This window comes from Actinomadura roseirufa (assembly GCF_900659635.1).
Classification (GTDB): domain Bacteria; phylum Actinomycetota; class Actinomycetes; order Streptosporangiales; family Streptosporangiaceae; genus Spirillospora; species Spirillospora roseirufa.
Genome location: NZ_CAACVB010000027.1, coordinates 19,123 through 31,435 on the forward strand (window position 1 = coordinate 19,123; position 12,313 = coordinate 31,435).

The following is a 12,313-nucleotide window of genomic DNA, read 5'->3' on the forward strand; positions in this document are numbered from 1 at the left end:
CCCGCGCCGCGAGGAGCCCGCCCGACCCCCGCGTCCCGAACGGGAGAGATGCGCCGATGACGACCGGCAGGACCCCGCCCGCGCTGAACGTCGACGCACTGCTCGACGACCCCCGGACGAAGATCATCGTGTGCTGCGGCTCCGGCGGGGTCGGCAAGACCACCACCGCCGCCGCGCTCGGCGTCCGCGCCGCCGAACGGGGCCGGGACGTGGTCGTCCTCACCGTCGACCCGGCGCGCCGGCTCGCGCAGTCGATGGGCCTGTCCGAGCTCGACAACAACCCGCGCCGCATCGAGGTCGAGGGCGACGGCGAGCTGCACGCCATGATGCTCGACATGAAGCGCACCTTCGACGAGATCGTCGAGGCGCACGCCGACCCCGACCGGGCCAAGCAGATCCTCGCCAACCCGTTCTACCAGTCGCTGTCCTCCAGCCTGTCGGGCACGCAGGAGTACATGGCGATGGAGAAGCTCGGCCAGCTGCACCGCTCCGGCGCGTGGGACCTGATCATCGTGGACACCCCGCCGTCGCGGAACGCGCTGGACTTCCTCGACGCCCCCGAGCGGATGGGCCGCTTCCTCGACGGCCGCTTCATGAAGATCCTCGCCGCGCCCGCCAAGTCCGGCGGCCGCTTCGGCGTCAAGGTCCTCAGCGCCGGGTTCGGCATGTTCACCGGCGTCATCAACAAGATCCTCGGCGTGCAGCTGCTGCGCGACGTGCAGACCTTCGTCGCCGCGTTCGACACCATGTTCGGCGGGTTCCGCGAGCGCGCCGAGAAGACCTTCCGGCTGCTGCAGACCCCGGGCACCGCGTTCCTCGTCGTCGCCGCGCCGGAGCCGGACGCGCTGCGCGAGGCGTCCTACTTCGTGGAGCGGCTCGCCGAGGAGCGCATGCCGCTCGCCGGCCTCGTCGTGAACCGCGTGCACGAGCCGGCGGCGGACACGCTGTCGGCCGCGCGCGGCCAGGCCGCCGCCGAGACGCTGGAGGAACGCGGCGAGCACACGCTCACCTCGGCGCTGCTGCGCCTGCACGCCGGCCGCATGCAGTTGTCCGCGCGCGAGGAACGGCTCCGCGACCACTTCGCCTCGGCGCATCCGACCGTCCCGGTCACGACCGTCCCCGCGCAGGCGGAGGACGTGCATGACCTGGACGGTCTCCGCCAGGTCGGGCGGGATTTGGCCGCGCCGACCCCTCCCGCCGCCGCCTGAACATCCCCGGCACGACCTTTCCGGGGACGTTCTCACAGCGCGTTGACCTGCGGAATCGCACCATCCGCAGCAGAGCAGGGACAGAGCGTTCGGTGCGGTCCGTCCTGATCAGCCGGACGCGCCCCGGTGCACGCGTCCTGATCAGTGCGGCCGTGCTTTGCCCCACCCGGTGATGAACACCCGGAACCCGTTACGGACCTGGGCGAATTCCGGGTGACAGCCCGTCCGGAAATCGGTACAGATGGTCATGACGCGGCGGCAGGCCCGCACCTGGAACGGTGCGGGCCCGCAGCCGCGCTACGCAAGCCTGACCTGTGAACCTGTACCGGACGGGTCAGCTGGCGACGAGCTCTTCCTCGTCGACGTCCACCGACCGCTCGTACTCTTCCTTGGCGGTCTCCAGCAGATCGCGCCACGACCGCACGTCCGGCCGCCGCCGCAGCAGCGCCCGCCGCTCCCGCTCGGTCATCCCGCCCCACACGCCGAACTCGATCCGGTTGTCGAGGGCGTCGGCGAGACACTCCGTGCGCACCGGACAGCCGCGGCAGATGAGCTTGGCCCGGTTCTGCGCCGCTCCCTGCACGAACAGGGCGTCCGGGTCCGCGTTACGGCAGGCGGCGCGGGCGGTCCAATCCGTGATCCACATCTTGGCCCCACTCCCCTAGGGTCTGTGTCGATTTGCGCTCCTTGGCCGGACGGGCGCGGACGTCAGGCCGCCAAACGAAAGCCGTGGGGAAGAACTTACGGAAGCGAGGGACGATTCAACAGTCCCCGTTGGGCCCATTCTCGATATAGCCCACCGGGGCCATACCGCCGGAACGGACTAGTTACCTGTAGTTGACGCGCCAGACATGGCGCAGGTTGTCACGACGGGGACAGAACGGACGCACCGCCGAGGTGAGATGCACGGTGCGGGGCACCTGTCCCGAATGCACTGGTCGTCCCGCGTACTCTAGATCCCGTGCGCGTTGTGAAAACAGATCGGGGCAAGGCCCTGTCCACACTGTTCCGGCTCTTGGGAGCGGGTGTCGTCGCGGGCGTTCTGGTCGCCTTCATCGCACTGCCCGGGGTCGGGAGCGCGGGGCTGACCGCACGGGACGCCGCGACCAACTTCGAGGACATGGACAGCGAGCTGAAGACGCGCCCACCGTCCGAGAAGACCGTGATGTACGACGCCACCGGCAAGGCCGTCGCCACGTTCTTCGACAAGTACCGCGAATCGGTCCGCCTCGACCAGGTCGCCCCCATCATGCGGCAGGCGATGGTCGACATCGAGGACTCGCGCTTCTACCAGCACGGCGCCCTCGACCTGAAGGGCACCATCCGCGCACTGGCGTCCAACGTCGAGTCGGAGCAGACGCAGGGCGGCTCCACGCTGACCCAGCAGTACGTGAAGAACCTCCTCGCCGACAGCGCGCGGACCAAGGACGAGTACAACGAGGTCACCGCCCCCACCGTCGGCCGTAAGATCCGTGAGCTGCGCTACGCCCTCGACATCGAGCAGCGGCTGACGAAGGACCAGATCCTTGAGGGCTACATGAACGTCGCCTACTTCAGCGCCGGCGCGTACGGCGTCCAAGCGGCGTCCAAGCGCTTCTTCAGCAAGCCGGCGTCCAAGCTCGACCTGGGTCAGGCGGCCCTCCTCGCGGGCATCACGCAGAACCCCACCGCCTACGACCCCATCCGCAACCCGAACGACGCGCGCAAGCGCCGCGACACCGTCCTCTACCGGATGCAGCAGCTCGGCCACATCAGCAAGGCCCAGGCCGACCAGGAGGCCGCCAAGCCGATCCAGCTGAACCGCACCGACCCGGTCGGCGGCTGCGAGACGAGCACGGTGCCGTACTTCTGCGAGTACGTGAAGTACGACATGCTCAACATCCTCTCGGACGGCAAGTACTGGCAGCTGAAGCCGGACGAGCGCGTCAGCATCACCAACAAGCTCAACCGGGGCGGCTACACGATCCGCACCACCCTCGACATGCGGGACCAGCGCGCCGTCGACCAGGCCCTGCGCGGCACGGTCGCCCCCGGCGGCCACCGCGTCGGCGCCGAGGCCATGGTCGAGCCCGGCACCGGCAGGATCCGGGCGATGGGCGTCAGCAAGCGGTTCGGCAACGGCAAGGGCCGCACGACCCTCAACCTCTCCGCCGACAGCGCGCACGGCGGAGGCGTCGGCGTCTCCGCCGGCTCCACGTTCAAGGTGTTCACCCTCGCCGCGGCCCTGAACGAGGACATCCCGGTCAGCACGTCCATCAACGCGGGCAGCAGCACCACCGTCACCGGCCTCACCGACTGCAAGGGCCGCGGCACCGCGCCCTGGAGCCCCAGCAACTCCGACCCCGCCGAGGCCGGCGCCTACAACCTCAAGACCGGCACCTGGTCCTCGGTCAACACCTTCTACGCCCAGCTCGAGAAGCGCGTCGGCCTCTGCGACGCCGTCAAGATGTCGCAGAAGTTCGGCATGAAGCGCGCCGACGGCCAGTCCTTCCGCGAGGTGCCCTCCCAGGTCCTCGGTACCAACGAGATCGATATGGTGCACCTCGCCGCCGCCTACGCGGGATTCGCGGCGCGCGGCAAGTACTGCGCCCCGATCTCCGTCACCGAGGTCGTCGACGCCGAGGGCAAGAAGCTGAAGCTGCCCAAGCAGGACTGCCACCAGGCCGTGGACGAGGCCGTCGCCGACAAGGTCAACTCGATCCTGCAGGGCGTCCTCACCAAGGGCACCGCCAAGCGGATCGGCGGCATCGGCCGCCCCGCCGCCGGCAAGACCGGAACCTGCGAAGAGCACTCCTGCGCCGTGTTCGCCGGCCACACCCCGAACCTGGCCGCCGCGGCCGCCTACTGGGACTTCCGCGGCCCCAACAAGTACAAGGTCTACGGCAGCTTCGGCGCGGACGAGCCGCTGACCATGTGGGCGCAGAGCATGCGCGACGCCCTGTCCGGCGAACCCGCCCCCGGGTTCAACACCCCGTCCCGCGACTTCGGCGACACCACCAGCGTCCCGAAGGTGAAGGGCGACCTCGTCGCCGCCGCGATGGCCAAGCTCAGGGCCGCCGATCTCAAGCCCCAGCTCGCCTCCGGCTCCGTCGACTCCGACCAGCCGAAGGGGACCGTGGTCTCCACCTCACCCGACGCGGGCACAGAGGTCGCGCCCGGCACCACCGTCATGCTCTACGTGAGCCGCGGCGGCGGCAAGAAGAAGGACGACAAACCCAAGAACTAGCGCGACGACCGACACGACGAAGGGCCCGGCGGAATCCGCCGGGCCCTTCGCACGTCCGTCACGTGGCGAGCTGCCGCCGCACCTCCGCGGCGACCCGGCCGCCCTCCGCCCGTCCGGCGACCTTCGGGTTCACGACCTTCATGACCTGCCCCATCGCCTGCGGCCCCGTGGCGCCCGAGGCGGCGATCGCGTCGGCGACCAGCGCGGCCAGCTCCTCGTCGCCGAGCTGCGCGGGCAGGTACTCCTCCAGCACCGCGCCCTCGTCCCGCTCGGCCTGCGCCTGCTCAGCGCGCCCCGCGTCCCCGAACGCGGTCGCGGCCTCCCGCCGCTTCTTCGCCTCCCGGGTGAGCACCCGGACGACCTCGTCGTCGGACAGCTCACGGGACTTCTTACCGGCGACCTCCTCGGTCTTCACCGCGGTCAGCGCCATCCGCAGGGTGCGGGTGCGCAGCTCGTCCCGGGCCTTCATCGCGGCGGAGAGGTCGGTCTCCAGCTTTTCCTTCAGGGCACTCATGGTCACATCATGCCCGGAGGAACGCGCACGCCTCATCAGGATTACCGTGAGGTGCCCTTGTCTGGAAGCATGGAGACCAGAGAAGGGAGAACCGTGCGAAAGATCTACGCAGTGCCCCTCGGCCTCCTGGGCGCGGGCGCCGCGACCTTCGGATACGCCTCGGTGATCGAGCGGAACTGGTTCCGCCTGCGCCGCTTCGACGTGCCGGTGCTGCCTCCCGGCCGTCCCCCGGTGAAGATCCTGCACATCTCCGACGCGCACCTCACCCCCGGCAGGACCCGCCTCATCAACTGGGTCCGCTCCCTGGACGCGCTGGAGCCCGACCTCGTCGTCAACACCGGCGACTCCCTCTCCCACCGGGACGCCATAGGACCGTTCCTAGACGCCCTAGGCCCCCTCCTGGACCGCCCAGGCGTCTTCGTCTACGGGTCCAACGACCTGTACTCGCCCATCTTCAAGAACCCCCTGCGCTACATCTGGCGGACCAGCCGCGCCGACTACAAGAAGCGCCGCCGCGAACCCGACCTCCCCTACCGCGAACTGGGCTCGTCCCTCCAGGCCGCCGGTTGGCTCGACCTCAACAACCGCATCGGCCGCCTCAAGGTGGGCGAGCTCGACATCGAGTTCGGCGGCATCGACGACTCCCACATCAACCGCGACCGCTACGACAAGGTCGCCGGCCCCGTCGACCCCCGTGCCGACGTCCACCTCGGCGTCATGCACTCCCCGGAACCCCGCAACCTCGACCGCTTCGCCGCCGACGGCTACGACCTCCTCCTGGCGGGCCACACCCACGGCGGCCAGGTCTGCGTCCCCTTCTACGGGGCCCTCGCCACCAACTGTGGCATCGACCGTCCCCGCGTCAAGGGCCTGCACCGCCACCGCGGCTCCTGGCTCCACGTCTCCGCCGGCCTCGGTACCTCCCCCAAGGCCCCCATGCGCTTCTGCTGCCCTCCCGAGGCGTCCCTCCTCACTCTCGTCCCCCGATGACCCGAACCGGCGACCGCTGGCGGACCAACCGCCTCCAGGCCGCCGGCTACGACCGCGCCGTCCAGAGCAGAACCCTCTCCCGCCTCCTCGCCCGCGCCCTGTGGAGCTACGACATCTCCCACCTGTGGCGCAGCATCGACGAGATCGGCGACGGCACCGTCCTCGACGTCCCGTGCGGCGGCGGGATCGCCGTCCGCGGCAACCCCCGCCACGTCGCCGCCGACCTCTCCCCGACCATGCTGGACCGCGCCCGCCGCAAGGGCGCCGCCCTCGTCCAGGCCGACATCGCCGCCCTGCCCTTCGCCCCGGCCACCTTCGACACCTGCGTCACCTACAACGGCCTCCACTGCCTCCCCGACCCCGAACGCGCCGTCCGCGAACTGGCCCGCGTCCTGCGCCCCGGAGGCACCCTCCGCGGCACCACGATCGTCCGCGGCACCGGCCGCCGCCACGACGCCCTCATCGCCCTCTTCCGCCACAACGGCACCTTCGGCCCCACCGGAACCCGCACCGACCTCCACCGATGGCTCACCGCAGCCGGTCTCACCGACATCACCCTCACCCCCAGCGGCGCCGTGACGGGCTTCACGGCCCGCAAGCCGCCCGATATTGGGGACGCACCACTCCCCGGCGTCCGCTAGAGTGGTCAAGGCGCCGGGAGCACGTACGACTCCCGGGCAGCCACCACCGGGGTGTAGCGCAGCTTGGCAGCGCGCTTCGTTCGGGACGAAGAGGTCGTGGGTTCAAATCCCGCCACCCCGACAGCCAACGCCAGATCAGAGGCCGGTTCTCCACCAAGGAGACCGGCCTCGAACTCTTTTGGCCGGACGACGTGTCCGGCTCAGCGCGGCCACCTCACCATGACTGGGACGAGTCGAGTCCTTCGACGGGCGAACCTCCCGAGCTCGTTCCTCTGATCCGGGGCCGCTATGAGCCCGACCCTCGGCATGACGAGCCCTAGGGAGAGTTCCTGTAGGTCGCCGGCGCTGCTGACCGTGACCTCGGCCGCCTCGCACCCAACCTGTGGACGCCGTGTTCACGCCCACGTTCTCCCCCGGTCGTCGCGTCCGCCACGCGGAACTGAAGCGACACGTATTGGAAAGGGTCCGGCAGCACAGGCGGCACGCAGACCGACCACGGCGTCTCTACCATTGCCGGGCCCTAGCAGCATGATCAGATCACGGCAGATGGTTGGACGTCCCCCGTTCCCCCTCCACCTTCGGGCACTGCCCACTCCCTCAACGAGGCCTCGCGGTATCGGCAGACGTACACGACCCTGGGGTAGCACGCGGTCACTCGGCAGCACATGACCGCTACCGGCCGTCACATCCCCATGACCTGAGCCTATTTATTTCCCTACCCCTCCCCGCCAGCGAACCGCTGATCTCATAGTCACGCGATGCCTCCTCACCCTGCACTCACAGGTAACGGCTGAATCAGCATCGGCAACCACACCCTCCGGCTCGCCGGCGGAGCCGACACACAGGAAACAGGAGTGTCAGTCAATGACGGACCCGACTCTGACAGCGGCAGCTGTGAGCGCCCTCGGCATCGCGGCGGGGCTGGTCGGCACCTGGCTTCGCGGACGGACCCTCGAAAGACTCCATCAGACCCGGGTGAAGGGACGAAGCGAGGTGGTGCGCATCCTCGCGCCCGGCAGCCGGCTCATCGACCTCGACGGCGGCGCCGTCCTCATCGAGGTCGGCCACGGGACCGACAGCATCTCCGGTGCCCTCGGCGCGTCACAGACAGACCTCGCGCCGCAGGTCCCGCGATGGCCGACCGGCCCGCGCTCGGCCACAAGGCGGCGGGACCGCCGCCGTGTGCGGTGAATTCAGCGAATGCTTCGAACAGGATTTCCCTCGCCTCGTGGGGTTTCTCATGAGGTTGGGGGCTGAGCAGTGCACCGCCGAGGACGCCGCCCAGACGGCCTATGCCGAGGCGTACACACACTGGGAGGAGATCAACCGGCCACAAGCGTGGGTTCGCACGGTGGCCACCCGCGCCCTTCTTCGCGCCCGAAAGGCCACAGGGGCGACAAACCAGTCGGTTCACCGTGTTGTCATCCACGCCGGCGACGACCACGCCGACCGGATCGTGGAACGCGATCTCGTGCTGGCGGCCCTGCGGACCCTGCCGACCCGCCAGCGGGAGGTGATGGCCTGGACCATAGACGGATTCAAACCCGAGCAGATCGCTCTGGAATTGCGGACCACCCCCGAGAACGTCCGCAAGTCGCTCCAGCGCGCTCGCGAGCGCCTAAAGGGCATGCTGGAGGCGCAAGCCGAGAGGAAGCGCCAGTGACCGACAACGCACCGGGGACGGCGGCATCCAGCCACCCCATGACCGACGCCGAGCTCGACATACTCCTTTCGACCACGCGTGATCGACTGGAGAAAGGGCTCCGCCGGACGATCAACGCGCAACAGCGGCTCTCCGACGCGCTGCAAGAGTCCGCGCCCGTACGCCCGGGGAGGGAGCATCCACGGCATGCGAGGCATCCGGTCAGCACGATCCGGCCGGGCGACCACGCGTGGCTGGCCTTCAGCGGCGAACCGGAGCGTGACCGTGTGATCGGAGCGTTCGTCCGTGACGGCCTAGATATGAACGAGAAGATGGTCTACATCGCCGACGACGAAGCTCGGCAGCTTCTCGGAGTACTTCCCCGTCACGGCTATGACCTCCCTGCACTCATGCGGGGCGGGCAGTTGAGCTTCATTCCGCGGGAAGAGGCCTGCATGGACTCACGAGGCCGATTCGACGCCGGCCGGATGCTCCAGACACTGGCGCAACAAGTAGATGAGGCCTTCGACCAGGGTTTTCGAGCGGTCCGGATGACCACCGACCTCACCTGGGCGCTCTCAGAACCCGGACGCCCCACCCTCAATCAGATGCTCGGCTGCGAGCACCGTCTAGGCGAGAACGTCTTCTCGACGTCGATGACCATGGCGATCTGCCAGGTGGACAGGCGTTGTTGCAGCAAGGAGGACTTGGCCGCGCTAGGGGACTCCCACGAGATCGTGGTGGAGGCGAACCCCGAGTTCGACGATGGGATCTTGCGTATCGTCCGCACCTTCGAACCTCCGGGACTGCGGCTCGAAGGAGAAATAGACGTGGCGCGGCAGGCGATCCTCAAGGAGTTGCTCAAAACCACCACCTCGGACGATCCAACACACCTCGACATCTCGCGGCTCGGATTCATTGATCTAGGGGGGCTCAATGTTCTCGCGCAGCACGCCAGGCAGTTGCCCAAGCACGCACCACTGGTATTGGACAACGTCCCACGCCAAATACTGGCCGTGATCGAGATGGTGGGATGGCAGCACCAGCCCGGCTTCGTCCTAGGACGGACATGATCCCTGCTCAGGCCCGCAGCGAGGGCCATGCCCGCACACAGAGATGGATTTGCCTGCCCGACGGTCGGCAGGACCGATGCTCAAGCGTCGGCCCTGCCGATCGCGTGTGGTCAACTCGGAACAGAACCGGCCCCGCCATCGAGCTGCGAAGCCGAGGTGTCGGCTGGTGTCCGAAGGATGAAGGGTGGAGGAGCGTTCAGCGGCGGTTGTGGCTTGAGGTGAGGGCTACTGGTCGCCTCGCCAGGGGAGGACGTTCGTGACGGGCGGCGGGCCGGAACGGCTGCCGGGGGACGGGAGGGCGTAGGTGGTGACGCGGGCGTCATTGGGCGTGCTGGTGGCCCAGGTGTCGCTGGTGCCCGCGAAAGTGGCGGCGAAGTAGCCGTTGCCGTAGGCGCGGACCTTGGCCTTGTAGCGGCCCTTGCTGTCGGTCTTCACCCACTTGACGTGGTACCAGGTCTTCTGGCCGCGGAACCGGAAGATGATGCGCACCTTCTGGCCGGGGAACGCGCCGAAACGGTGTTTGCTGCTGTAGTAGCGGCTCAGGGTTCCGGAGACGGTGATGTAGCGGTTCTTGCGAACCTTGGTGGGGGACGCCTTCAGCTTGGACATCGTGGTCGCCCAGCGCCAGGTCTTGCGCACGGGACTGACGGACGGGGCCGCGGAGGCGTCCCCGGCGAAGCGAGCCCGCCAGTAGCCGGAGCTGTTGGTGTTGAACGAGGCGCTGAACTGTCCGTAGTTGGTCTTCATCCGGAGGGCGGTTTGCCAGGCGGTGCGGCCGTCGGGGGAGTATTCGAGGAGCACCTGCTTGCCGTTCAAGTCTCCGCCGGCGGAGGGGGCGTACAGGGTGCCCCGCGCCTGGAAACGTCCATAGGCGTCCATGGTCGCCGACAGCGAGGTCGTCGTGGCCGGCCGGACGCTGACCGCGGAAAGGTTCGCGGTGGAGCCTTCGTACAAACCGGCGGCGGGTGACCGCGCGACGTAGGTCGCGGTGCAGGACGGCTTGATCTCGCTGTTGAACCGGCCTTCGGCGTCCGTGCGGACCCGGAGGGTGTACATGGACGCGGTGCAGTGGCCGGGTTCGACGGCGGGGTCGATGACGACCGTCCGTCCGGACAGCGGCCTGCCCTGGTAGGTGACCTGACCACTGAGGGTGAGGGGCTGGCCCTCGTTCAGGCCGGTTCGGCTCCCGGTCAGGGTCGTCTGCGTCTTCCCATGGACGACCTGGACGGTCACAGAGTCGGAGTGGATTCCGAGCGACGCCACATCGGCCCAGACGCTCACCGCGTCGCTTTCCCCATTGGGGCTCAGCGTCGCGGTGAAGGTGCCGTCGGCGGTGGTGGTGGCGTCGGTGACCGCGCCCCATCCAGGGTTCGTGGACAGGTCGACCGGGGTGCCCGCGGCGGGGGTTCCGTCCGCGGCGAGGACCTTCCCGGTGATCGTGGTCGTGGGGTTGTCAGGGTCGACGGAAGCGGGCTGGGCGGCGAGTACGACGGACGCCGCCCCGTCGGCGAGGGCGGGAGCGGCCGTGAATGTGCCGAGGAAGAGCGCGGCCGCCATCCCGGTGGTGGCGATACGAAGCACGAGTGTCCCTCTGAGTGGGCGCGATGATCGGTGTTGATCAAGACGTCCGGCCCGGCGGCCGGGTTGTCCCCCGAAACCCGATCGTGATCTTCCATCGCGTCAGCCGCCACCGGTATGCCGGCGTGTGCAGTGCCAGTGCCGCACGCCTGCGGGTAGTCGCGCAAGGTGCAACACACCGGCCCTACTCGGACCTATCATCCATTTGTGGATCTCTCGGCCATCACTCGTGAGGCAGTGCTGGAGGCGATCGGCGAGTGCGATCGCCTGGGGCGGGGGCGCTTCCTCGAGGAGTACGGCTTCGACCCTGCGCGTCGGTACTCGCTGCACTACAACGGTGTCTTTTACGACTCCAAGGCCGTCGTGGGGGTGGCCTATCGCTCCGTCGCCGGACGGCCGTTGAGCGCCCGGGAGTTCTCCGGTGGACGCCAGACCGTCGGGCGACTCCTTACCAGGCTTGGATTCGAAGTGATCCATGATGAGCCCCTCCCACCTCTTCAGCGGCTCATCGCACAGTTGCAAGCGCTGCGCGTCGACAGTACGGCCGATGGACCGGCGAGACATCAGCCGATCACACTACTGTGGGCGCTGGGCCGAGCCGCTCACCGCAAACCTCGTCTGGTTCCCTGGAACGCGGCTCACAGTGAATTGCGCGGGCTCCTGCGTGAGTACGGCCAGCCGCGTTCAAGGCCTCGGCCGGAGTTCCCGATTATCGCCTTGGCGCACACCGAGCTGTGGGAGATGCATGGCCATACCGGGGACATACCAGCGGCTCACGGCGAACCCCTCGGCTGGATGGAGGAACACGACCCGCACAGTGGTCTCTCACCCTGGGTGTATGAGCTGACCGTTTCTTCGGAGGAGGCGCGCGGTGAAGCCGTTGCGGAAATCGGCCGTCGCTTCTTCGGCGGCACGGTTCCCCGGGCGCTGCTTCATGAAGTAGGTCTTCGGCCTGTGCGGGCGAACCGCCTCACGCGGCAGGACGTCGGCGACCGTGAGGTCTATCAGCGCCTTTGCCGGAGTGTCGAGGACGCCGAGAGTCGCGGCGATCACGACCGCACCAGTCGCACGACCAGCGAAAGGCCCGTGCGTTCCGCGTCGGCCGTCGAGGCAGTGCTCCTGCGCAGCCTCGGCCGGTGCGAGAACCCGGTGTGCGCTGGGCAGCCCGACGACGTCACCGACCGCGGTAAGCCCCTCCTCGAAGTCGACCACATCGAGGACCGCGCGAGTTGGGGCCGCGACCACCCCAGCCAAATGATCGCGCTATGCCCCAACTGCCATGCCATCAAGACCCGCGGCCGGACCCGCGACCAGCTGCGCGAACTCCTCCTCGCCGAGGCCCGTTCTCGCCACACCGCCTGGGAATCCCCGGCCCGTTCTTGAGAACAGCGTGCCAGAACTACTTCATCCTTGATCGGCTCGGCATCCGCCTAGTCGGCAT

The 12,313-nt window shown here is 68.6% G+C and carries 11 protein-coding genes and 1 tRNA gene; 9 read left to right on the top strand and 3 right to left on the bottom strand.

Features of this window, described 5'->3' with window-relative positions:
• Positions 1-56: 56 nt before the first annotated feature.
• Complete coding sequence (bagB, locus tag E1291_RS08780) at positions 57-1,208, top strand: ATPase BagB (RefSeq protein ID WP_131737238.1); 1,152 nt, start codon at positions 57-59, stop codon at positions 1,206-1,208.
• Between the two features lie 334 nt (positions 1,209-1,542).
• Here the strand turns inward: bagB and E1291_RS08785 are convergent, their stop codons facing one another.
• Positions 1,543-1,854: a WhiB family transcriptional regulator gene (locus E1291_RS08785; protein WP_131737239.1), complete on the bottom strand. Its 312-nt coding sequence runs from the start codon at positions 1,852-1,854 to the stop codon at positions 1,543-1,545.
• A gap of 315 nt (positions 1,855-2,169) precedes the next feature.
• On the opposite strand from E1291_RS08785, the gene E1291_RS08790 reads away from it, so the two are divergent.
• A complete protein-coding gene (locus E1291_RS08790; protein ID WP_131737240.1) occupies positions 2,170-4,434 on the top strand; it encodes a penicillin-binding protein in 2,265 nt (754 codons plus the stop codon).
• Positions 4,435-4,492: 58 nt separating this feature from the next.
• On the opposite strand, the gene E1291_RS08795 is transcribed toward E1291_RS08790, so the two are convergent.
• Entirely contained in the window at positions 4,493-4,948 is a 456-nt protein-coding gene (locus E1291_RS08795; protein WP_131737241.1) for a GatB/YqeY domain-containing protein, read from the bottom strand.
• Positions 4,949-5,041: 93 nt separating this feature from the next.
• On the opposite strand from E1291_RS08795, the gene E1291_RS08800 reads away from it, so the two are divergent.
• The 6 genes from E1291_RS08800 (at position 5,042) to E1291_RS08825 (ending at position 9,294) form a co-directional block, all read left to right on the top strand.
• The gene (locus tag E1291_RS08800; protein WP_242614031.1) at positions 5,042-5,938 is read left to right on the top strand and encodes a metallophosphoesterase; all 897 of its coding nucleotides are present in this window, start codon (positions 5,042-5,044) and stop codon (positions 5,936-5,938) included.
• Positions 5,935-6,579 carry a class I SAM-dependent methyltransferase gene (locus E1291_RS08805; protein WP_131737243.1) on the top strand — a complete coding sequence of 215 codons (645 nt, stop codon included), beginning with the start codon at positions 5,935-5,937 and terminating at the stop codon, positions 6,577-6,579. The genes E1291_RS08800 and E1291_RS08805 overlap by 4 nt, the downstream gene beginning before the upstream one ends.
• A gap of 47 nt (positions 6,580-6,626) precedes the next feature.
• Positions 6,627-6,700, top strand: a tRNA-Pro gene (locus tag E1291_RS08810).
• A 773-nt stretch (positions 6,701-7,473) separates the two neighbouring features.
• Entirely contained in the window at positions 7,474-7,770 is a 297-nt protein-coding gene (locus tag E1291_RS08815) for a hypothetical protein (protein WP_165495024.1), read from the top strand.
• Complete coding sequence (locus E1291_RS08820; protein WP_131737245.1) at positions 7,760-8,242, top strand: RNA polymerase sigma factor; 483 nt, start codon at positions 7,760-7,762, stop codon at positions 8,240-8,242. The genes E1291_RS08815 and E1291_RS08820 overlap by 11 nt, the downstream gene beginning before the upstream one ends.
• Positions 8,239-9,294 (top strand): MEDS and STAS domain-containing protein, encoded by a 1,056-nt coding sequence (locus tag E1291_RS08825; protein WP_131737246.1) that lies wholly within the window; start codon positions 8,239-8,241, stop codon positions 9,292-9,294. The genes E1291_RS08820 and E1291_RS08825 overlap by 4 nt, the downstream gene beginning before the upstream one ends.
• Before the next feature lie 225 nt (positions 9,295-9,519).
• Here the strand turns inward: E1291_RS08825 and E1291_RS08830 are convergent, their stop codons facing one another.
• Positions 9,520-10,875 carry a hypothetical protein gene (locus E1291_RS08830; RefSeq protein WP_131737247.1) on the bottom strand — a complete coding sequence of 452 codons (1,356 nt, stop codon included), beginning with the start codon at positions 10,873-10,875 and terminating at the stop codon, positions 9,520-9,522.
• A 204-nt stretch (positions 10,876-11,079) separates the two neighbouring features.
• Here E1291_RS08830 and E1291_RS08835 point away from each other — a divergent pair, with 204 nt between their 5' ends.
• A complete protein-coding gene (locus tag E1291_RS08835; RefSeq protein ID WP_131737248.1) occupies positions 11,080-12,255 on the top strand; it encodes an HNH endonuclease signature motif containing protein in 1,176 nt (391 codons plus the stop codon).
• Positions 12,256-12,313: the final 58 nt, after the last annotated feature.